This window comes from Sphaerisporangium sp. B11E5 (assembly GCF_039871875.1).
Classification (GTDB): Bacteria; Actinomycetota; Actinomycetes; order Streptosporangiales; family Streptosporangiaceae; genus Sphaerisporangium.
On record NZ_JBDPMD010000010.1, the window covers coordinates 130,937 to 152,954 of the forward strand.

Here is a 22,018-nt window from a genome sequence, read left to right on the forward strand (position 1 = left end):
CAGGAGGAGCGCCAGATGACAGCAATCCATGAGAAGGCCACGTTTCGCGGCGAACGTAGCTTTCGACGTGTGATGTCCCCCGTCACGACAGGTCACATCCCGATAGCAGGAGGACAGGAGAAAAGTGCTCGCGTACATCAACACATTCGTTCTCAAGGGTGACCCCCAGGTGTTCGAAAGCCTGATGGCGTCGCACGAGGCGTACCTGCGGACCCAGGCCGGGTTCGGCGGGTTCGAGCTCAACCCCTCCGACACCCGGCCCGGCGAGTACGTCAACATCGTGCAGTGGGTCAGTGAGGAGTCCCACGAGGCGCTCCGCCAGACCAAGGAGTTCCAGGTCCAGGTGACCAGCCTGCTCGGCGTCGCCGACGTGAGCTGCAGCGAGGTGGTCGAGGCCTCCGCGGACGTCACGCAGGCCGCCGAGGCCCGCTCCGCCTGACCCCACACCCGCCCACGGCGATCGGACGTGAGATCACATGATCGCATTCATCAATACGTTCACGCTCCGGGGCGACCGGTCCGAGTTCGAACGCCAGATCAAGGAGCATGAGGAGTTCCTGCGGGCCCAGCCGGGCTTCGGGGGCTTCCAGATCGAGCGGTCCGATCTCCGGCCGGACGAGTACATCACCGTCATCCAATGGAGGGACACCGCGTCCCACCGCCGTCTGATGTCCATCAGGGAGTTCCAGAAGCAGGTGACCGATCTACTCATGATCGCGGACGTCTCCTGTAGCCCTGTGGACCCTAATGTCGCGAAGGTCGGCGTCGCCAACGTCGCGTGACCTTCCCGGGCAGGGCCGCCGCCGAGCCGTAGACGGCGGCGGCCCCAGCTTGGGGTGTACAGCATGACGGCGCGATGTCGCAAGGCGCGAGCGGACGGGGCGCGTGGTCCCCTTGAACAGATAGGACTTCGCCCATGTCGCCTACGTCAGCCGGACCGCCCGAGAGACTGCTCGTGGTCGGCAGCGGTTGCCAGGTCTGCCGGGAGTACGGGCTGCGCAGCATGGCCGGGGGCTACGCCGTCACCCTGGTCGACGACGAGGCGCCCACCTGGCAGCTCGCCCACATCCGCGGCCACATCCCCGTGTCCTTCGACGACACCGCCGCCGTGGTGCGCGCGGTCGCCGGCGCCGGCCGTTTCGACGGCGTCGTCACCTACGTCGAGCAGTACCTCGAGGTGACCGCGGCCATCGCCGAGGAGATCGGCCTGCCGCACAACAGCCTGGAGACCGTGCGCGCCTGCCGCGACAAGCTGCTCACCCGGCAGGCCCTGGACGCCGCCGGCGTGCCGTCGGCCCGTTCGGTGCCGGTCGGCTCGTTGTCGGAGGCCCTGACCGTCGCCGCCGGCATCGGCTACCCCGTCGTGGTGAAGCCCCGCAACCTCGCGGGCAGCGTCGGCGTGGTGCGCGCGAACGACGCGGCGGAGCTGGCCCGTGCCTACGACCTGTCGTCGGGGTCGCGCCTCGGCGGCGTGGACGGCCCGGTCCGGCTGCTGATCGAGGAGTACCTCGACGGGCCGCAGATCAGCGTCGAGTGCGTGAGCGTCGGCGGCACCACCGTCGTCTCCTGCGTCACCGGCCACGACGTGGAGTACCCGCCGTACTTCGAGCAGGGCGCGCACGTGGTCGACACCGCGAACCCGCTCGCCGACCCCGGCTCCCCCGCCGTGGACGTCGCCACCGCCGCACTGGACGCGCTCGGCGTCGACTGGGGCGTCACCCACACCGAGCTGCGCCTCACCTCGCGCGGCCCCCGGGTGGTCGAGGTGAACGCCAGGCTCGCGGGTGCCCGCATCCCGTACCTGTGGCGGCTCGCCTCCGGCGTGGACCTCGCGAGGGCCGCCGCGGACGCCGCTCTCGGCAAGCTCGGCGACCTCACCCCCACGCGGAAGGGCGCCGCCGCCATCAAGCACATCTACCCCGAGGCCGCCGGCGTGGTGACCCGCCTCGGCGCCGCGCCGGGACTGGCGCGGCAGCCGTGGTTCCACGAGCTGGTGTGGGAGAAGTCACCGGGCGAGGTCGTCAAACCGCCGCCCAACGGCCTGGACGACGTCCTGGGCTCGATGATCGTCACAGGAGAGGATGCCGAGTCCTGCCGGCGCGCCATGAAGGAGGGGATGCGGCACGTCGAGGTCGTCATCGCCGCGCCGGAGTCCTCGGCCGCGCACACGGCCGTGACGGCCGGGGAGGGGACACGATGACCACCACCGCCACGTGGTACGAGCAGGTCGCCGACCTGCCGGAGGTACCCATCTGGGCCGAGCACATCACGCTGACGCCGCACTGGGCCGCCGCCTGGGAGAAGGTCACGACCGAGCAGGTCATGGACTTCCGCCACCTGCTGCTGCGCGACGGCGACGAGGCCGAGCTGGTCTCGTACTACCTGGTCGAGCACTCGCCGTTCTGGACGGAGAACGAGCAGGTGGTCGGCGTGGACCCGGTCTGGCCCGGGCCGGTGGTGTACGCGCCCTCGCCGTACGCCGAGTACGGCGGCGCCGGGGGCAGGCGCACCGACTTCATCGCCGAGGCGGTGGACCGGGGCCTGGAGGTGACCCGCGAGTGGGGGGCCGTGGCGCTGGTGTTCAGCAACCTGACGCCGGACGTGCTGAGCCGCTGGTCGGCGATCCGCCCCACATCGATGTCGGTGCTGTTCGACGTCGCCTACTTCGCCCCCGTGGGCAACTCCATGGAGGACTTCCTCGCCACGCGGCCGGGCTCCAACGTGCGCCGCGAGTTCCGGCGCCAGTGGCGGCGCGGCATGGACGCCGGGCTGAAGGTGCGGCGGCTGCACGGGGTCGAGATGGTCGAGGTGCTGGACGAGTTCGCCGCCCTCACCGTGGACACCTCCGCCGCGCACGGCTACAACATGTACGGCGCGGACCTGTTCCACGCGGTCGCCGAGGTGCCCGGGTCCATCATGCTGGCCGCCGAGCACGACGGCAGCCTCGCCGGCGGCTTCCTGTGCCTGCGCCACGGCAACCGGCTGTCGGCGTGGACGGCCGGCATCGACTACCCCCGGCTGCGCACCCTGCACACCTACGGCACGCTGGCGTACGAGGCGGTGTCCTACGCCGTGGACAGCGGCGCCGCCATCATCGACATGGGCCGATCCAACCACCTGTACAAGCAGCGTCTCGGCCTCAGCGGCGTGGACCTGTACGCCGCCTGCTACCTCGCCGAGGACGACTACAACATCCAGGCGTCGCTCACCGAGCTGCACATCCGGCTGATCGCGCGCAACCACGCCGGGCGGCGGCCGTGACCGTCGGGAGCAAGGGGTACCGGTCGCGGTTCGCCCTGATCATCGTCGCCATCGCGGGGATGAACATCGGGTACACCGCGATCCTGCCGTTCCTGCCGCAGCTCCAGGGCGAGCTCGGGCTCGGGCCCGTCATGCTCACGGTGTTCCTGCTGGCCTACCCGGTGGCGAAGATCATCAGCCAGTGGGCGCTCGGCGGGCGGCTGACCGACCGGTGGGGCCCGGCCCCGACGGCCGCGGTCGCCTGGATCGGCGGGGCGGCCGGCATGGGGCTCATCGCGGTGGCGGACGGCGCGGACCTGGCCGTCGCCGGGCGGCTGGTCTGGGGCGTCGGCACCGGGCTCGGCATCCCGGCGATCTACCGCGCCACCGGCATGATCGCGGACCACTACCAGGTGCCGGTCGCCCGCCTGCGCTCCATCGTCGGCGCCGGCGCGGTGCTCACCCTGGCCATGGGCCCGGCCGTCGCGGGCGTCGTGCACCTGTTCGCCGGGTACCGGGTGGTGCTGCTCGTCGGCGCGGCGCTCAGCCTCGCCGGGGCGGGCACCGTGGCGTACGCCATGCGGCTCCCCGCCGCGGCGGCCCCGCGGGCGGCGACCGCCGGCGAGAGCACCCCGGCGTCCGCCGGGCGGCGGGGCTGGGCGTTGCCACTGTTCGTCTTCGCGTTGTACGAGCTGATCCTCAACCTGCTGTTCGCCGCGAGCGAGCCGCTGGTGCCGCTGTACGTCGCGGGCGGCGAGGAGGACCCCACCGGCAAGTCGGCGCTGATCCTCGGGGTGGGCCTCGCCGTGTGGGTGGTGTCCACGCTGCTCAGCGCGCGGGTGCCCGAACGGCTGCGCTCACCGGCGGCGGGCACGGTCAGCCTGCTGGTGCTCGCCGGGTCGTGCCTCGCCATGTCCGAGATCGGCGACCTCGGCATCGGCCTGATCGCGTTCGTGGTGTTCATGGTCGCCCAGGGCCACGGCTACCTGGTGGCCAGGGACGGCATCGACAAGTACACCGACGCCTCAGGCACCGTGTGGGGCCGGTTCAACGCCATCGCCGACGTGGGCTTCCTGGCCGGCCCTGTGCTCGCGGTCGCCGCGCACAGCATGGTGGGCCACCTCGCGTTCCCCGTGGTCGGCGTGGTCGCCCTGGTCGCCGCCGCGGCGTTCGCCTACGCCGCCGGCCGCCTGCACCGCGCCGTCACGGTACTGCCGCAACCGGTCCCCGAGCTGTCCAGCCGGGTGTGACCCGCACGTCCACGTCACCGAAGCGTCCAGGCGGGAGGGAATCCACTTGCTACGGTGGGACACATGAAGGTCCAGGTCCGGAGCGGAGAGATGACGGACTCGGAGCTACCCGACTGGTTGATTCCTCCCCCTGAGGGGTTCCACGCCGAGGACCTCGATCACCTTCCGGGTTTGCCCGCGCACACAGAGTTGATCGATGGAAGCCTGGTGCTCGTCGGCCCGCAGGAAGACTTCCACACTCTGATGCTGTATCTGCTCGAGAGCGGCCTTCGCCGCACGGTTCCGGCCGATCTGCGGGTGCGTCGCGAGATGAGCGTGGTGCTGGGGCCACGCCAGCGGCCGGAGCCGGACGTCGTGGTCCTGCACGCCAGAGGGATCCGTGGCCCCGGGGTCACGGCCTACCGTGCCGAAGATGTGGTCCTCGCGATCGAGGTGGTCTCGCCCGAGTCGGAGGAGCGCGACCGCAAGCGCAAGCCGCAGTTGTACGCGGAGGCGGGCATCCCTCATTTCTGGCTGGTCGAGACCTGCGAGGGGCATCCTTCGGTGAACGTGTACGAGCTGGACGCCACGACGCGCGCCTACGTCCTGTCCGGAAGCCACCAGGGGCGCGTACGGATCACGGTGCCGTTCGACATCGACATCGACCTGACGGAGATCGACAGGCTCTGAACCGCGGACGGCCGTCCGGCCGTGCCGGACGGCCGCCTCCAGGTCAGACGGTCTCGTGGGACAGGCCGAGGCCGGGCTGGCGGCCTGAGACCTGGAGCAGGACGTCCCAGCAGTCGTCCCCGGTGCGGAAGGCGTCCGGCAGCCAGCGGCCGCAGGCGGCGCCGAGGGTGCCCCGGCATTCGGGGCGGTAGGGCACGCCGACGCTGGAGTACAGGTCCCAGGCGTGGAGGTGCCATTCGAGCGCGCAGAACGCCGCGTAGTCCCCCACCGTCCACGGGTGGCCGTTCATGGGGAACAGGGGCAGGTCCCAGGCGCGGGGCAGCCGGGAGACGAAGTTCCTCGCCGCCAGGCCGAACTGCGCGACCCGCACCAGGGGGGACGCGGGCGGCAGGCTCGCGATCCGCCGGGCGTTGTGCGCGGCGATGTCGTCGTGCACCAGCAGCGGGCCGGCGTACTCGTCGAAGAGGCAGTCAAGGAAGCGGTTGTAGTCCTCCCCGATGCAGTAGAGGTGGTTCAGCAGGTCGGCGGCGTCCCACTCCTCGCAGGGAGTGGGACGTCCCCAGTCGTCGTCCGACATGTTCGAGGCGATGCTCTCGATCGCCTCGGCGCCCGCGAGGCAGGCGCCGAGCACGTCGTCGCTGAGGAACCGCATCGGATCAGTGCTGCGAGCACAGCGACTTGCAGGCGGAGCAGCCCCCGGTGACCCCGCAGCCGCCGGGGTCGGCGTCCTGGATGGACTTCACCGCGACACCCACGGCCGCGCCGACGGGCTCGGGCTCCACGGCGGTCACCCTGGCCAGCGCGGGCGGCGTCACGTTGTACACCTCGCGCAGGTCCACCTTCTCGCCGGCCAGCTCGGCCGGGATGGTCTCGCACAGGCAGGCCAGGTTGTAGCGGCGCTCCACGATGTACGGGGACTCGTGCAGCAGCCGGTAGAAGTCCTGCCCCACCACGCGGGCGCGGTCGCCCGGGAGCTGGCTCTCCAGGACCGCGATGCGGGGGCTGAGGTAGCCCTGCACGGTGACGACCGCCTTGCAGGTGCCGAGCGTGCAGCTCGTCGGGGACAGCAGCCCCGCCACGGCGTCGGCCTGCGCGTCGGTCATGTCGTACGACGGGTCGCCGAACGTGCGGCCGTTGTGCTGCATCATCTCGACGAGCTGGGCCAGGCCGTGCTTCTCGGCGAACGGCACCAGGGTCTCCAGCACGTCGTCGGCGTTGCGCCGCTCCACGCAGACCTCGATGCCGATGCGCTCACGCGGCACGTGCTCCATCAGCGTCTGCAGGCCGAGCGGCACCGGCACGCCGTCCACCTGGCCGTACGCGTGGCGGCGCTCGGGTACGCCGAGCAGGCGGGCGGCCAGCTTGGAGTCCGGCGTCCAGTACTTGGAGTACAGGTAGACCGGGTAGTCGGCGAGCTTCTTGGCGGCCTCCAGCGGGCTGAGGCCCCAAGTGCGGCGGCTGAGGTCCTCGTCGCCGAAGATCATGCCGTTGGTGAACACGATGGCCGGGAGGTCCAGGTCGCGGCAGGCCTCCAGGAAGCGCCACCAGCCCTTGTCCAGCGTCGGCTCCCCCTCACCCGGCACGTAGACGTACTGGGCGCCGAGGGCGGCCGCCTGGGCCAGCAGGTCGTCACGCTCGTCGGCGTTCAGCTCGTTGGGCTTGCGCTTGCGGTCGGTGAAGCACACACCGCAGTCGGCGTTGCACACCCCCGTCATCATCAGCACCAGGAACGCCAGGCTCTCCGCGCGCCGGGAGGCCGCGAGCTCCGCCACCTCGGCCGGCGAGGCGCTCTTCAGGCTGTCGTGGAACGTCCGCCAGGTGGGCCTGCCGCGCATGAAGCCCGCGACCAGATCCGTGTAGCCCTGGGCGTAATCCGCGGCGATGTTCCCGGCGGTCGCCCGCATCCAGGTCGTCTCCGATATCTGTTGCACCGGGAACCGACGGTCGACGGATTCACTGCACCCACCCATGAGACTCCTCCGTTTTTCGCTGAAGAATGCCTTTCAGGCGTTCTCTCTGGTCGGAATCTACGGCGGGAAATCTGACGTGCTCTTCTCGCGGATTGCCCATCGAACAGGCGCTAAATGCCTGCTGGGAGGCGGCTTGGGACAGGCGAGGGCGACCGCCCGCGCGGGATCCGCGGGGGCGGTCGCCCTGGGTCGGTGCTATGTGGTGACCGGTGCCTGCGCCTGCGCCGGGGACTTCTCCCCGAGCTTGGCGCCCACCTGGCGGAAATCCACGTCCGGTGAGATGCCGCGCACGGTCCCTTCCAGGATCAGCAGCGACATCAGCGGGAACGCGAAGTCCGAGGCGGCGTAGATGCCGTGCTCACGCTGGAGGTCGAACATCTTGTTGCCGAAGGAGAACATGTCGAACTGGACACCCGAGCCGACCATGGTGTTCACCAGGTCCTCCACGGCCGCCACGAACGCCGCCACGTCGGTGTCGTCGCCGACGTGGACCGCGCTCTCCAGCACGATCTCGCCGCAGCGGCGGCCGTCGCCGGCCCGCAGCCGCATCCAGTACTCCCCCATCAGGCGGCGCACCCGGTCGGGGAGCTGCACCGAGTACCCGGCGTCCAGGATCACCACACGGGCGTCCTTGGTCAGGTACAGGTTGCCCGGGTGCAGGTCGCAGTGCACGAAGCCGTCCACGAACATCATCTTCTGCGCCGCGGCCAGCACGGTGCCCGCGAGCCTCGCCCGCACGCCGTACGGCAGGTCCTCGGCCGTGGTGGCGTCCAGGTCGGGGATGTAGTCGAACACCAGGCACTCGGGGCGGGAGTGCTCCCCGATCAGGGTCGGCACCTGGACGTCCTTGACGGGCTTGAGTATGCCGCGCATGCGCACGGAGTTGGCGGCCTCCTTGGCGAAGTCGAGCTGGCCGAGGATCGCCGCGCTGACGTACCCGGCGAGCTCGCCGACCGGCATGCCGCCCATCTTGGCGGAACGCTCGGCCAGGCCGACCATGCGCCGCACGAGGTCCAGGTCGGCGCGCATGCGCGCGTCGATGCCCGGTCGCTTGAGCTTCAGCGCCACGACCTTGCCGTCGGCCTGCACCGCGCGGTAGACGCACGCGATGCTGCCGCTGGCCACCGGCGTCTCGTCGACGGTCGGGAACAGTTTCTCCAGCTCCGAGCCGTACGCCGCGCGCAGCGCCTTGCGCGACCGGCGCACCGACATCGGCGCGACCCCGTCGTGCAGGACCGACAGCGCGTCGCACAGCTCGGGCGGCAGCGCGTCCCTGCGGCTGCCGGCGATCTGCCCGTACTTGACGTACGTCGGGCCGAGCGCCTGGAGCATCCGCACGACGCGCCGGTAGAAGAAGGCCCGGGCCCTGGCCTTGCCGCGCACGGCCCGGACCGCGGCGACGGCCACCAGGGCCGGGATCATGTAGGCGGCGGCGACGGTGCCGGCCACGGCCACGCGCGCCAGTGTCCTCGGCAGGGACACCCGGCTGCTCCTGGGCCGCCGGGACGCGGGCGCGTACATTCTCGCGAGTTCGTACATGGTGGGATGTCTCAGGCCGTCGCCGCCAGGAGCTCCTCGGGGATGAGGCCGAGCTGCTGCAGCAGCGCCAGCCCGTCGGCCGTCCCCCAGTGCTCGATGACCTTGCCGTCGGCGATGCGGACCATGCCCTGCAGGGCGATGGACACTTCCTTGCCGGTCGGCGGCATGCCGAGGAACGAGCCGGTGTGCGTGCCGGTGAGGGTCATCACCGAGCAGACCAGGTCGCCCTCGGCCACCATGTGCTCGACGTTCATCTTCAGGTCGGGGAAGGCGTCCATGACCATCTGCATGGCGCCGCCGACGGTCTGGGCGTCCAGCACCTCGCCGCGCGAGTAGTGCACCATGTCGGGCGACCAGTACTGCATCATCCGCGGCAGGTCACCGCTGTTCCACGCGTCCATGAGGTTGCGGACGAGCGCCTTGTTCTCGGCTGTCGACATGGTTCCTCCTGCGTTTCTCTTTCCGTGGGAATGGGTCAGAGGCGGGGCCTCTGGTCAGGGGCGGATCTCGTAGAGCGCGTTGAACGGGTTCGCGGAGGGCAGCGCCCGGATGGACCGGAAGCCGGCCTGCCCGCAGTACTCCCGGATCCGGGCCGGGGGCAGGCCCAGGGTGCCGAGACCGGGGCCGCCGTCCGCCAGGGACGCCGGCAGGCAGTACATGAGGCTGGTGCCGTACAGCACGGTGGCCGCAGGCCCGGTGTTGTCCGCCGGGTCGTCGGCCGACGCGCTCTCCAGCAGCAGGAACACCCCGTCCGGCGCGACCGCGCCGTGCACCGCCCGCAGCAGCGCCACGGGCGAGGGGGCGTCGTGCAGCACGCTGAACGCCGTGACCAGGTCGTAGTGCCCGCGCAGGCCCTTGGTGGCGTCCTTGCGCACGAACTTCACCCGGTCGGCCACCCCCGCGTCCTCGGCGGCCTCACGTGCCGCCTCGACGTTCGGCCCGTAGGCGTCGTAGCCCACGAACTCCGACTCGGGGAACGCCAGCGCCATCGTGATCACCGCGCGGCCGTGGCCGCAGCCGATGTCGGCGGCCTTCCCGCCGCGCTGGAGCCGCGCGGCGGCGTCACCGAGCGAGGGGATCCACTGCTGGACCAGCATCGTGTCGAACCAGCTCGCGCTCATCCGCTCCATGGCCCGGTAGAACTCGGCCGGGTAGCGGTCCTGCTCTACCCCGGCGCCGGTGGCGAACGCCTCGCACACCTCGCCGGTCATGCCCGCGAGGGCGGGCATGAGCTCGTATCCCGCGGAGAGGTCGAACGGTGAGCCGTCGACGGCGATCACCATGGCGAGCTCGGGCGGCAGGAGGAACCCGCCGCTCGGGCGGCAGGCCTCCAGGTAGCCCGCGCTCGCCAGCCCGTGCAGCCACTCGCGGACGTAGCGTTCGTCCAGCCCGGTGCGGGCGGCGAGCTCGGCGCTCGTCACCGGGCCGGACATCGCCATCGCGCGAAACAGCCCGAGCCGTACGCCTATGGCGCACATGATGCCCGTCATGGCTCCGCTCATGTCCCGCATGACACGGTCCATCAGGTTCAGGACTTTCGCGGGATCCACCGCCGGAATACCGGGGGGAGCGGTTTTTTCCTGCTCCACGGCGGTCATGTCTGACACCTTCTTCCGGTAAATCAGCGGTGATTTTCCTCGAACCTACGAACCGAATGGACTTTGGTTCTTCTCAGGGATTGCGAATGTCACGCGGGACCCGGTGTTCACGCCCAGGGGGCCACCGGATACCACGGGATGATCTCCCGGCGGGCCAGCAGACGGATGTCCCAGTACATGAATGTGAAGACGCCGACGACGATGAAGGAGACGCCCACGATGAGGGCGGCCCTGCTCGGCTTGGCGGCGATCCAGCGGCCGATGCGTCCGCCGGCGATCATCGCGATGACGACGGCGAGCACCACCATGATCACGATGTTGCCGACCGACTGGAGCACGAACGCGCCCGCGCCGTACAGCGGGTTGCCGCTCTCCGCCGCGTCGCGGAAGAGCTGCCGGAACAGCCCGAAGGGACGGCCGATCAGGAAGCCGCCGACCAGGATGCCCATGACCAGCATGCGGGCGCCGGGGAACCGCTCGGAGACACGCGCCAGGGGGTCCTTCACCAGGCCGAGCGCGGCCAGGCCGAGCCACACGAAGACCAGGCCGATGACGCCGAACACCACCATCGACTGGATGCTGCGCGGCGACAGGCCCGCCGCGTTGGGCACGGTGGAGAACTGGGGCATGCTCGTGCCGACGACGCCGACGATCGCGCCGTAGATCGCGGAGACGGCGACCATGCCAGCGACGAGCCAGCGCAGCGGCAGCAGCACCGCCTTGATCCGGTTGCCGAGGGTGCCTCCCTCGCCCATCAGCGGCGCCACGGCGCCGAAGACGGCGATGTTGCAGGCGGTGAAGCTGCCGGCGAGGCCGGTGGCGAAGGCGAACGCGAGCCCGGCCAGGATGCCCGCGATCGGGACCTCCTTGGCGTCGTGCCCGAGGACGGTGTTGGCGATGGGGTCACCGATGGTGGAGTCGACGAACGTCGCCGACCACACCACGGTGAGCAGGAAGCCCGCCAGCACGCTGAGTGCGACGACGAGCCCTCGCCTCCTGGGGTAGGGAGAGGTGGTTTCCGGGGCCTTCAGAGTCGTGGACGCGATCCTGACCATTACGGTTTCCCTTTCGTTGCGCCCTTTGCCCTGCCTGTCATGGGCCGATCCCCTCGAGGAAGTCGATCTCGTCGAGGAGGAGTCCGCCGGGGGTCTCCAGCCCGCGCCGTACCAGCAGCTGGGGTAGGTACTCGATCCATCTGCTGCTGGACAGCGGACCGGCGTCGACGATGTCGAACCCGACGATCTCCAGAATCAGGCCGACCCTGGACTTGGCCAATACGTCGTCGCCGGCGAACGGAACAGTGACCTTCACGACTCCCTCCGCCACGTCGTGCACCCGCTTGGCCGCGACGCAGTTGAGTGCCTTCACCACATGGCTGTCCGGCAGCAAACCGGCGATCCGCTCCGCCCCGGACAGCACGCCCTGCGCCTCCGACAGCGGCGTGCCGCCGTCGGCGAAGCCGGGGTTGGACACGTCGATGACCGTCTTGCCCGCCAGCAGCTCACGGACCCGGGGGGCGATCTCCGCGCAGGTCGCCTCGATGGGCGTCGCGAGGACCACGAAGTCGGACGCGCTCACCACCCACTCCAGGGACCCGGCGACGGCCGCCGGGATCTGCCGGGCCAGCTCGGCGGCGGAGCGGCGGGTGCGGCTGGTGAGCAGCACGCGGAACCCCTCGCCGCCGAACAGCCGGGCCAGCGCCGAGCCCATGCGGCCGCAGCCCACGATGCCGAACGTGGGGGGCGCGGCGTCCATGATGTCGTCCACGGCCCTCATCTCGCCCTCACCGTGCCCGCCGCCTCCGGCGCGGCGTACCGCTCAAGCGCCCGCCTGAGCTCCTCGGGCACGTCCACGGGGGTCAGCGCGCCGTCCTCTTCGCGGACCATGCACGCCACGGCCTGCTCACCCCTGGCGACCAGCCGCGCGGGGCCCTCACCCACCTGGTAGTAGGCGAAGTCCATGGTCACGTGGTTGAACGACAACGCGCGCAGCGTCATGCGCACCGACACCCGATCCATCGCGTAGAGCTCTCCGAAGTAGTGGCATCCGCAGGACACCGTGACCAGCGCCAGCTCGCCGGACTTGAGCCGGCCGACCACGCCGGGGGCGTGCTCGGCGAGGAACGCCTCGCGGCACTCCCCCTGCCAGGCGATGTGGTTGGCGAAGTAGACGTTGCCGACGAGGTTGGTGTCGGCGAACGTGACCAGCCGCTCGTGCGCGAAGTACGGCTTCACCTGGTCACCCCCGCCGGCGGGACGGGCACGGCGGGCACGTGGCGCGGCGTCACTTGCCCACCTCCGCCGGTGAGAGGAGCATGGCCACCGCGACCGGCGACGGCTGGCCGTCGACGTCCACGACCGTGGAGACCACGTCGTCGGTGCCCGCGCGCAGCAGCACCCAGCCCTGCTCGTAGGCGCCGCGCACGGTGAGCGGCCCCTGGGCGGTGCGGCCGGTCTTGGACAGGCACTCCTGCACCGTCCACAGCCGGCCGAGCACGTGGCCCTCCGGCTCGCCGGTGAGGCGGGCCAGTTCCTGTGCCTGGCCCGGCCACGGGATCAGCCGGCGTAACCGCTCGACGTCCTCCGGGCCGGGTACAGGCTCCCCATCACAGGCCACAGTGGTACTCGTGGGGCTGGACACGGTGAGCGCCATGCCGTCCAGGCGGCTGCGGCTCCACGTGACACCCCCGTCCGGGATCGGCCGGCCGTCGGCGGTGTGGCCCTCGCCGCCGCGGCCGTCGGTGCGCGAGCCGCCGTCGGCCACCGCGACCCGCAGCCCCGTGCCGGGCAGCAGTCCCCCGGCGACGCGCTGCAGGTACGGCCCGAGCAGCAGCGGCGGCCACCGGTCGACGTGGTCGACGGGGCCGACGTCGCGCAGCCGCAAAGCCTCCCAGCTCAGCACCGGCCGTCCCTCCTCGTCGCGCACGACCACGTCGTAGACGTAGTCGGCGCCGCTGTGCGAGCGCTCCACGGCCGACAGCGTCAGCGGGCCCGCCGCGACGCCGTGCACGCTGAACCGGGCGCAGCCGACGGGCAGCAGGCGCCGGTGCGGGACGCAGGCCTGCAGCACGTGGATCGCGGCGTCGTTGCGGTACGGGTCGCCGAGCTCGCCGCCGACGGCCTCGCTCGGGGCGAGCACGGCGGTGCAGCCGGTGGCCTCCAGGTGCTCGTACCGCACCAGCCGCCGGAACAGCGGGCCGTGGAAGAACAGTGAGCCGTACAACCGCCGCCCGTCGTGCGCGGGCAGCGTGGTGCGGCGGGCGGGCACGTCCGGCGGGGACGGCGCGGTGGCGGTGAACCGGCACGAGAAGTGGTCCACGGCGAAGCCGCTCTCGTCGCTGCGCAGCACCACGTCCACGTCGCCGTCCTCGCGGGCCAGCGCGCAGACGCGCACCACACGGGTGCCCTTGTCCGGCACCACCACGGGCCGTTCGAAGCGGCCGTCCTCGGCGGTGGCGGCGGGCGCGCCGGTGAGCAGCGCGGCCGCCTGCGCCATCGCCTCGAGGGCCGCCACGGCGGGCAGCACCCGCAGCCCGTCGATGCGGTGGTCGTCCAGGTAGGCGTCGGTGTCCGCGCCGAGCACCGCCTCGGTGATCAGCTCCACGCCAGGCGTCCAGGTCAGCACGCGCTCGGCGAACCGGCGGCCCCCCGGTGCGACCGCGGGGCTGGACAGGTCGGGCAGCCGCCCGGTGGCCAGCACCGAGGGCGCCGACACGCCGGTGGCGAGCAGCCCGGTGAGCAGCCGCACGCCCTTGTCGGCGGGCAGCGGCACCACGCCGGCGCGCACCAGGCTGTCCAGCACGTCGAGCCGCTGGCCCATGCCCGCGCCCGACCAGGCCGTCCAGTCGATGTTGCAGACGAAGCAGCCGGGCAGGTCGCGGGCGAGCACCCGCGCCAGCTCCCGCATGCGGCCGTTGGCCAGCGCGTAGTGGGCCTCGCCGCGCAGGCCGAACCTGCCGATGACCGACCCGTAGGTGATGACGGCCCGCAGGCGGCGGGCTTCGAGTGCGTCCAGCACCGCCCGCAGGCCGTGGTACTTGGGTGCGGCGTGCTCGGCGAACGCCGCGCCGTCGAGGTCGGCGAACCGTCCCGGTGCGTTGACGCCGCTGCTGTGGATCAGCGCGGTGACCGGGCCCAGCTCGCGGGTGATCTCGGCGACCGCCCGGCGCACCGCCCCGGCGTCGGCGACGTCGGCGGCGGCGTAGTGGTAGGTCACGCCGGACGCGCGCAGCCGCTCCAGGTTGGCGCGCAGCTCCTCGTCGCGGCCGGGCGAGCCGCGGCCGACCAGGCCCACCCGCGCGCCGCCGAGGCCGGTCAGGGCGAGGGCCGTCTCGAACCCGATGCCCTTGCCGCCCCCGGTGATCAGCACCACGTCGTCGGAGCCGAGCGTGAACGGCTCGTTGTCCTTCAGCGGATAGGGCCACTGCGACTCGACGGCGGGGCGGCCCTTGCGGTCGATCACGATCTCGGTGTGCGTGAACGCCGTGGTGCGCAGCAGGTGCGCCACCGAGATGGCGGAGGTCGCCGAGGCGGCGCGCACGTACCGCACCGCGTGCCCCGGGTACTCCTGCCGGATGGTGCCGAGGAAGCCGGACGCGGTGTCGCCCTGGTCCACGACGGCGAGCGGCGCGCCGGACCGCACGGCTTCGCGCGCGCCGCAGACCAGCTCGTCGATGTCGGCGTCGGCGGGGTCCTCAGGGAGGAACACCACGATGGCCCGGGGCGCGGTCTCGCCGCGCGGCAGCAGCGGCTCGACGGCCCGGCGCATCGCCCCGGCGCCGCGCACGTCCCAGTCGTACCGCTCGGTGGCGTCCTCGCCCAGCTCGACGGGGGTGAGCACCGGCACGAGCACGCGGTGCCAGTCGGCGACGCCGGGCGGCACCGGGCCCTGCACGGGGCCGTCCCCGGCGGCGGGCAGCGACTCGATCATGGCGGCCAGCTCACCCACCCGCGCGTCGCCGAGCGACAGGGGCGCGGCGGGCACGAGCCGCCCGCACGCGGTGGCGGCCTCGGTGGCGAGCTGGGCGACCCGCAGGGAGTTGAGGTGCAGGTCGCTGAGCAGCCGGTCGTCCAGGCGGATGTCCTCCGCGGGCAGCTCGACCGTGCGGGCCACCAGCAGCCGCACGGTGGTGGCGGCGTCGGACTCGGGGCCCGCCGTGCCGGCGTCCGCGCGGACGGGCACGGGCTCGGCCGCCACCGGGGCCTCGCACGGGCTGGTCAGGAACCTCGGGTCCCGCCACAGGTCGAACGGCCGGGTGAGGCGTTCGGCGAACATCGGCCGCAGGTCGGTGGCGGCGCCGGCGGCGAACAGCGCGGCGGCGGCCTGGCAGAGGCCCTCGGCGGACTCCGCGCCGATCTCCATGGCGACCGCGGGCACCGTGGTGATCCCCCCGGCGAGAGCGGCGAGGCCACGTCCCGGGCCGACCTCCACCAGCAGCACGCACTCGTCGGCCAGCGCCTCGACGGCCTGGCGGAACAACACCGGGGCGGTGACCTGCTGGGCCAGCATGCGCCGCAGGTCGCAGGCCGAGGTGAGGGCCCGGCCGCTGACGGTGGAGTGCACCCGGCGCTGCGCGGGCGGCACCGGCAGCGCGGCCAGGTAGGTGGCCAGGGGCTCCTCGGCGGCGGTGACCGCGCCGGTGTGGAAGGCGTGGCTGACCGCGAGGCGCGTGGCGGGCACGCCACGGGCGGCGGCACGCCGCAGCAGGAGCTCCAGGTCGGTGACCGGGCCGCCGACCACCAGGGCGGGGCCGTTGTCGGCCGACACGACCAGCTCGGTGCCCTCGATCAGCTCGGCCACGGTGTCGTGCCGCGCGGCCAGCGACACCATGCCGGTGCCGGGGGTGCCGGACTTGCTCATCACCCTGCCGCGGAACGTCACCAGGCCGAGCGCCTCGGTCTCGGTGAACGTGCCCGCCCAGCACAGGGCGCTGATCTCGCCGAGGGAGTGCCCGACGGCGGCGTCGGCCTCCACGCCGAGCTCCGACAACCAGCGCAGCCCCGCCATGGACGCCGAGAAGATCGCCGGCTGGGCCACCGCCGTGTCCAGCGGCCCCACGTCGTCGGACGGCCCGGCACGGAAGTAGCTCTCCGCGCCCGGCAGCAGCGTGGCGAGCGCGCCCGCCGTGGTGGGGATCGGCGCGCCCTGGCCGGTGAACAGCAGGCCCACCCGGCCGGGGGTGCCGTGGGAGGCGAAGATGCCGGGGGCACGCACCACCATGCCGGGCGCGACGCCACTGAGCATGGGCAGCAGGCCCATCGCCTGCCGGGCCCTGCGGGCGAGCTGCGTGGGGTCCTTGGCCACGAGGGCCACGCGGTACGCCCCCGGGGCGCCGCCGGTCGCGTCGGCGGCCAGCGCGGACGCCAGGTCGGCGTGCTCGGCCAGCGACATCGTCGCGGCCACGCCCGCCGTGCGGTCCAGCAGCCCGGCCAGCTCGGCGGCCGACTCGCCGCGGAACGCGAACACCTCGTGGCCGAGGGGGCGGCGGGCCGTGCGGCGTTCCCCGTGAGAGAGCACGCGGCGGCGGCGCGGCGCCACCGACTCCAGCACCACGTGGGTGTTGATGCCGCCGAACCCCATGGCGCTCACCCCGGCCCGCAGCGGCGCCTGTGGCCACGGCTCGGCCTCCTCCGCGAGACGCAGCGGCGCGTCCGGGGCCCGCAGCAGGGGGTGCGGGTCGTCGCAGCCGGTGACCGGCGGGATGACCTGCCGTTGCAGGGCGAGGGTGGCCTTGAGCAGGCCGGCGATGCCCGCGGCGGCCTTGGTGTGCCCGATGTTGGCCTTGATGGAGCCGAGCGCGGCGGGCGGCAGGTCCCGCCGTCCGCGCTGCGCCTCGATGAGGCTGGAGATCTCCACCTCGTCGCCGACCGCGGTGCCCGTGCCGTGGCCCTCGAACATCGCGACCGTCTCGGGGCCGAACCCGGCCCGCTCGTACGCCCGCGACAGCGCGAGGAGCTGGCCTTTCTTCTCCGGCCTGCTGATGCCGCCCTGGCCGTCGGACGACACGCCCCAGCCGCGGATCAGCGCGAGCGGGGTGTGCCCGGCCGACAGCGCGTCGTCGGCCCGCATCAGCGCCACCATGCCGCAGCCCTCACCGGGCCAGAAGCCGGTGGGGTCGGCGTCGTAGACGCGCATCGCCGTGGAGGCGAGGGCCCCGGTGCGGGCGAAGCCGACCAGCTCGAACGGGTCGAGGCTGAGGTCCACCCCCCCGGCGAGCACCAGGTCCAGGTCGCCGTCGCGCAGCGCGGTGCAGGCGGTGACCACGGCCAGCAGGGAGGAGGAGCAGGCGCCGTCCACGGTGTAGCCGCCGCCGTGCAGGTCGAAGTGGTTGCAGATGCGGCCGGCGATGGTGTTGGCCAGCCCGCCGGCGAGGCTCTCGTCGTTGGGCTCGGGGAACGGCGCCTTGTAGGTCGGCTCCATGCGGTCGAGGAAGTCGGCGATCATGTCGTCGTCCCAGCCCTCGGCGGCCAGGGACTCGCCGACGACGCGCCGCACGTACGGCCAGCGCAGCCGCATCAGGGACGCCCTGCTGAACTCGCCGGTCAGGGTGTTGCCGAGCACGACGCCGGTGCGCGCCGAGTCCAGGCCGCGCCCGCCGGGGAAACCGGCGGACGCCAGCGTGTCGGCGGCCACCTCCAGGGCCAGCCAGTGGGTCAGGTCGGTGGAGCGGAACGCGGCACCCGGCACCTTGAACCGGGCACGGTCGAACTCCCAGCCCTCCAGCACGGCGGCGTACCGGGCGTAGGTGCGGTCGGGGTCGGACGGGTCGCCCGACACGTAGGCGTCCGGGTCCAGGCGGCCGCGCGGGATGGGGCGGAAGGCCCGCCTGCGGGAGAGGACCAGTTCCCAGAGCCGGTCGGAGTCCGGCGCGTCCGGGTACCGGCACCCGATCCCGACGATGGCGTACGCCTCCGAGGTGCCTCTCATCGGGGCCCTCCGGCACCGGCGAGCGCGGGCGCGGGCACCGCGGTGAGGGTGGCGGGGCGCCGCTCGGGCCAGGCGACCTCGCGCAGCATCGTGCCGTACGCCAGCAGCAGGCCGCGCAGCGCGCACACGATGACCAGGGCGAAGAACATGCCGAACACCACGTGGAAGGCGACGAGGACGCCGTACGTGGCGGCGGTGGCGACGCCGAACAGCACCTGCCTTCCGGGGCGCGTCGGCGTGGTGCCCGGGTCGGTGATCATGTAGTTGGTGAACAGCACGAACGCCACGCCGGTCATGGGGGCGAGCGCGCTCACCGTGGCGGTGCCCTCGAACGCGGTGCGGATCACCGCTTGGAGGGCGAAGCCGCCCGCCCAGCCCATGATCAGCGGGATCTTCTTGGTGAGACCGGCGTTCAGCATGGTGCCGGACGCCAGGATGGCCGCCGGGATGATCCAGTCCACCGGGCCCGACACCCATTGGGTGAAGTGGTACGGCGGCGAGATGCTGACCCACGGGTACAGCAGCAGCACCACCGCGATGCCGAAGTTGGACGGGTTGAGCACGTGCCGGCTGCTCGCGCCGATCCGCACACGGAACAGGTACTTGGAGCCGATGGCGACGACCACCGCGAACATCACCGGCAGCACCCGCTCGTTGGCGTACAGCAGCATCGCGCAGGCCAGGCCGCCGATGTGCGCCGGGAGCAGGAAGTCCATCATGCCCTTGACCGAGCGGGGGAGCTTCACCGGCCGCTTGCGCGCCCAGGCGTCCACCGCCTCAAGGCCGATCTCCATCACGTACGCGGTGAGCACCGCGGCGACGGGCGTGAGGTAGGCCTGTTCGAAGCCGAGCAGCGCGTGTCCCACGATGGTGAACACGGTGATCGACAGAGCGAACCGGCGCAGTGCTGTCGTCCTCGGGTCGGGTTTGGGGCTCACGTGGTCACCTTCTTGATCGAACCGTCCGCGCCTAGGGAGAGGCTGTGCCAGCCGGGGGTGAGGTCCGTGCTGCCGGTGTGGCGCACGCCGCACGCGTCGCGCCAGGTCAGCGTCACGGGCACCTGGCCGGTGCCGGAGAGGCCGAACAACATCTCGGGGGCCGAGACGCCGGCGTGGCCGTTGGCGGGATAGAGCTGGCCGACCCGCACGCCGGACGCGCCGGCGGGGAGCGTGGCCGTCGCGCCGATCGCCGGGGCGAGCGGGGCACCGGCCGTCGTGCCCGCGGCGCACGACGCGGGGCGTTCCAGCTTCAGGCCGAGGAACGGGTGCCGGGTCGTGCGGGTGTTGCGGTAGAAGTACGACTGGCGCCACTGGTTGGCCGCGGCGAAGTCGAGCTTCCCGTCCAGGTCCACGTCGGCCAGCGCGAGGCCGCGGGTCGGGCCGGGGTCGTCCACGCCGAGCAGGGCCGCGACGTCGCGGTAACGGCCGTCGGCGCCGCGCGACCAGAACGGGTTGGGGTCGCTGCCCGACAGGTCGTCGCCCTCCCGCAGGCGCGGCCAGGCACCCGGCTTGTCGAGCAGGTCGTCGTTGGTCAGCGCCAGCTCCTGGAGCTGCGGCCAGCGGTTCACGGTGCCCTTGATGAAGCCGGTGGCCATCATGATCTGGTGGTCGCCCTCGCCGGCGAAGTCACCGATCTTGACGTCCCAGCCCCAGCCGGACCTGGACAGGCCGAGCGGCTCGCTCTCGTCGTCGTAGTAGGCGACGCCGTCCTCGCCGAGCACGTCGGGGCGGGAACTGACCCACGCGAAGTTGCTCTCGTGCAGGGCGTAGTTCTCGGTGATGTTGCTGACCACGATGTCGGGGGTGTCGTCGGCGTTCAGGTCGGTGAACGCGACACCCATGCCCTTGAAGGAGTCCTTGCCGAGCACCTTGGACTTGGGGGTGCCGAAGTGCCGCACGCCGCCCGTCAGGGTGAGCTTCACCTTGCCCGGGGTGGACTCGTTGCGCATCAGCCGGTCGGGGCCGAAGTCGTGGGCCATGTACAGCTCGGGCAGGCCGTCGCCGTCCAGGTCCTGCGCGCCGAGTGCCAGCGTCCAGCCCTTGGCGATGTCGTCGTCGCCGAACGGGGACATGGCCTCGGTGTACGTCACGCTGTTCGCGGTGGCCGACTGGAACCGCAGGATGTGGTCGGTGCCGCCGTTGTAGGCCGCCGACATCGAGCGCTGCATGACGATCAGGTCGTCGGAGTCGAACTTGGGATCGAGCACCCGGGCCTTGTCCGGGAAGAAGTTCCCGACGATGACGTCGTTGTGGCCGTCGCCGTCCATGTCGGCCACGGTCACCGCGTTGGTGTTCCACACCTGGTACGGCGTGACCAGCTCACGCGGGGTGAACGACGCCGCGGTGGGCGGGCCGGTGCCCGCGCCGCGCAGGAAGACGACCGGGGAACGGCCCCAGTAGTAGGTCAGCACGTCGAGGCGGCCGTCCTCGTTGTAGTCGCCGGGCACGCAACCGGTGGGCGCCATCGTCTTGTCGTACGGCAGGCCCACCGGGGTCAGCGTCAGCAGCGGGTAGCGGGTGCCGGTGCCGGGCACCGGGAAGACGGTCACCGTGTCGTCCCTGGGGTCGACCAGGCAGGCGTCGTCGGCGCGGCCGTTGCCGTCCACGTCGGCCAGGGCGACCGCCGCGCCGACCGCGGAGATCCAGTGGTCGATGTCGCGGTAGGCCGGGGCCACCGTGCGGATCGTCCGGTCGGTCTTCGCGGTGTTCAGGGGGCTCTGCTGGAACGTGAACCGCTTCGCGATCCCGGCGTCCTGGGCGGCCGAGCTGGCGGGCAGCTCCGCCAGACGCCAGCCGACGACGATCAGGATCAGCGAGAGGATCGCGGCGGTGCCGGCGCGCAGTCTCGCGATCATGACGCCACACCTCCCTTCTGCCGGGCCCACGCGCGGCGGATTCCGGCACGCCATGCCTCATAGGTGCCGGGGTCGTCCGGCAGGTGCCGCACCGCGGCCAGGGAGTCGTCGGTCCAGCGCGCCGCGGTGGCCACGTCGGCGCCGGTCAGCGCCTCGACGGCCGCGGCGGTGCGCTCGGGGACGATCCCGGAGTGCTCGTGCGCCTTCGCCGCGAACGCCGCGCCCTGCGCGACGTGCGGGGCGTGGTCGCCGGCGTGCCCGAGCAGCTCCACCAGCCGCTCGGGGGGCTGCGCGCCGGTGTAGGCGGCGGCCAGACCGATGCCGGCCCACAGGTCGGGGCGGCGTCCCGGCGGGAAGCCGCCGATGACCTCGCCCACCACCTCGGGCTCGGCGCCGGTGTAGAACCACAGGGCCCGGCCGACGCCCTGGTCCCTGATGGGACGCACCGCGCCGCGGGCGGCCCGCTCCACGTGGTGCCTCTCGACGACCGCCCTGGCGCGGAAGAACGCCTGGTGGAAGCCCCAGCCGTCCCACGCCAGCCAGCGGAACAGCGGCTGCGCGGCGCGGACGCCCACCCAGGGCCGCACGTGCATGCGGCAGAACGACCAGCCCGCGCCGACGTGCGCCAGGTGGACGTACGGCGCGGCCGGGCCGTCCAGGAACTCCCGCACGCGGCGGCCGCCGCCGAGGGTCATCAGGTCGAGGATGCCGAGGCTCATCGCGGCGCCCTCGTAGGCGAAACCGCGCAGCTCGGGAGCCAGGTGCGAGAGGTCGATCCCGCCCGGCGGGCCGCCGAGGCCGGCGTTGTAGCCGGTGGCGAAGGAGACCACCACCGACTCCAGCGTGCGGGCGACCGCGGGGTCCCTGGCCGGGGGGCCGGGGACCGCGCGGATGAGCTCCCGCGGGTCAAGGGAGAGCAGCCGGCGTAACACCGTCGCCGTCATGACTACCTCCAACGCCGGTCCGCGACCG

Annotated in this window: 18 protein-coding genes; 6 read left to right on the top strand and 12 right to left on the bottom strand. The window is 72.4% G+C overall.

Annotated features, from left to right (window positions below; translation table 11 throughout):
- The first annotated feature begins 124 nt into the window (after positions 1-124).
- The 6 genes from ABGB17_RS13065 to ABGB17_RS13090 all read left to right on the top strand — a co-directional run bounded on the left by ABGB17_RS13065 (position 125) and on the right by ABGB17_RS13090 (position 5,159).
- A complete protein-coding gene (locus ABGB17_RS13065; RefSeq protein WP_347628924.1) occupies positions 125-439 on the top strand; it encodes an antibiotic biosynthesis monooxygenase in 315 nt (104 codons plus the stop codon).
- Between the two features lie 37 nt (positions 440-476).
- Positions 477-782 (top strand): antibiotic biosynthesis monooxygenase family protein, encoded by a 306-nt coding sequence (locus ABGB17_RS13070; RefSeq protein WP_347628926.1) that lies wholly within the window; start codon positions 477-479, stop codon positions 780-782.
- 134 nt (positions 783-916) lie between these two features.
- Complete coding sequence (locus ABGB17_RS13075; protein ID WP_347628928.1) at positions 917-2,200, top strand: ATP-grasp domain-containing protein; 1,284 nt, start codon at positions 917-919, stop codon at positions 2,198-2,200.
- The gene (locus ABGB17_RS13080; protein ID WP_347628930.1) at positions 2,197-3,261 is read left to right on the top strand and encodes a GNAT family N-acetyltransferase; all 1,065 of its coding nucleotides are present in this window, start codon (positions 2,197-2,199) and stop codon (positions 3,259-3,261) included. Before ABGB17_RS13075 ends, ABGB17_RS13080 begins: the two co-directional genes overlap by 4 nt.
- A complete protein-coding gene (locus ABGB17_RS13085) occupies positions 3,258-4,490 on the top strand; it encodes an MFS transporter (protein ID WP_347628932.1) in 1,233 nt (410 codons plus the stop codon). The genes ABGB17_RS13080 and ABGB17_RS13085 overlap by 4 nt, the downstream gene beginning before the upstream one ends.
- Positions 4,491-4,553: 63 nt before the next feature.
- Positions 4,554-5,159, top strand: coding sequence for a Uma2 family endonuclease (locus tag ABGB17_RS13090; RefSeq protein ID WP_347628934.1), 606 nt, complete (start codon positions 4,554-4,556; stop codon positions 5,157-5,159).
- A gap of 43 nt (positions 5,160-5,202) precedes the next feature.
- Here the strand turns inward: ABGB17_RS13090 and ABGB17_RS13095 are convergent, their stop codons facing one another.
- The 12 genes from ABGB17_RS13095 to ABGB17_RS13150 all read right to left on the bottom strand — a co-directional run bounded on the left by ABGB17_RS13095 (position 5,203) and on the right by ABGB17_RS13150 (position 21,990).
- Positions 5,203-5,811: a maleylpyruvate isomerase family mycothiol-dependent enzyme gene (locus tag ABGB17_RS13095; protein ID WP_347628936.1), complete on the bottom strand. Its 609-nt coding sequence runs from the start codon at positions 5,809-5,811 to the stop codon at positions 5,203-5,205.
- A 4-nt stretch (positions 5,812-5,815) separates the two neighbouring features.
- Complete coding sequence (locus tag ABGB17_RS13100) at positions 5,816-7,090, bottom strand: hypothetical protein (protein WP_347628938.1); 1,275 nt, start codon at positions 7,088-7,090, stop codon at positions 5,816-5,818.
- Between the two features lie 234 nt (positions 7,091-7,324).
- Entirely contained in the window at positions 7,325-8,611 is a 1,287-nt protein-coding gene (locus tag ABGB17_RS13105; RefSeq protein WP_347628940.1) for an AarF/UbiB family protein, read from the bottom strand.
- A gap of 68 nt (positions 8,612-8,679) precedes the next feature.
- The gene (locus ABGB17_RS13110) at positions 8,680-9,108 is read right to left on the bottom strand and encodes an ester cyclase (protein WP_347628941.1); all 429 of its coding nucleotides are present in this window, start codon (positions 9,106-9,108) and stop codon (positions 8,680-8,682) included.
- Between the two features lie 54 nt (positions 9,109-9,162).
- Entirely contained in the window at positions 9,163-10,266 is a 1,104-nt protein-coding gene (locus tag ABGB17_RS13115; protein ID WP_347628943.1) for a methyltransferase, read from the bottom strand.
- A 107-nt stretch (positions 10,267-10,373) separates the two neighbouring features.
- Entirely contained in the window at positions 10,374-11,321 is a 948-nt protein-coding gene (locus ABGB17_RS13120; protein WP_347628944.1) for a hypothetical protein, read from the bottom strand.
- A gap of 37 nt (positions 11,322-11,358) precedes the next feature.
- Positions 11,359-12,042, bottom strand: a complete 684-nt coding sequence (locus ABGB17_RS13125) for an NAD(P)-binding domain-containing protein (RefSeq protein ID WP_347628946.1) — start codon at positions 12,040-12,042, stop codon at positions 11,359-11,361.
- A complete protein-coding gene (locus ABGB17_RS13130) occupies positions 12,039-12,500 on the bottom strand; it encodes an acyl-CoA thioesterase (RefSeq protein WP_347628948.1) in 462 nt (153 codons plus the stop codon). The genes ABGB17_RS13125 and ABGB17_RS13130 overlap by 4 nt, the downstream gene beginning before the upstream one ends.
- Before the next feature lie 49 nt (positions 12,501-12,549).
- Positions 12,550-18,192, bottom strand: a complete 5,643-nt coding sequence (locus ABGB17_RS13135) for an SDR family NAD(P)-dependent oxidoreductase (protein ID WP_347628949.1) — start codon at positions 18,190-18,192, stop codon at positions 12,550-12,552.
- Complete coding sequence (locus tag ABGB17_RS13140; RefSeq protein ID WP_347628951.1) at positions 18,189-19,130, bottom strand: enediyne biosynthesis protein UnbU; 942 nt, start codon at positions 19,128-19,130, stop codon at positions 18,189-18,191. Before ABGB17_RS13140 ends, ABGB17_RS13135 begins: the two co-directional genes overlap by 4 nt.
- Positions 19,127-21,046 carry a VCBS repeat-containing protein gene (locus ABGB17_RS13145; RefSeq protein WP_347628953.1) on the bottom strand — a complete coding sequence of 640 codons (1,920 nt, stop codon included), beginning with the start codon at positions 21,044-21,046 and terminating at the stop codon, positions 19,127-19,129. Before ABGB17_RS13145 ends, ABGB17_RS13140 begins: the two co-directional genes overlap by 4 nt.
- Entirely contained in the window at positions 21,043-21,990 is a 948-nt protein-coding gene (locus ABGB17_RS13150; RefSeq protein WP_347628955.1) for a DUF1702 family protein, read from the bottom strand. The genes ABGB17_RS13145 and ABGB17_RS13150 overlap by 4 nt, the downstream gene beginning before the upstream one ends.
- Between the last annotated feature and the right edge of the window lie 28 nt (positions 21,991-22,018).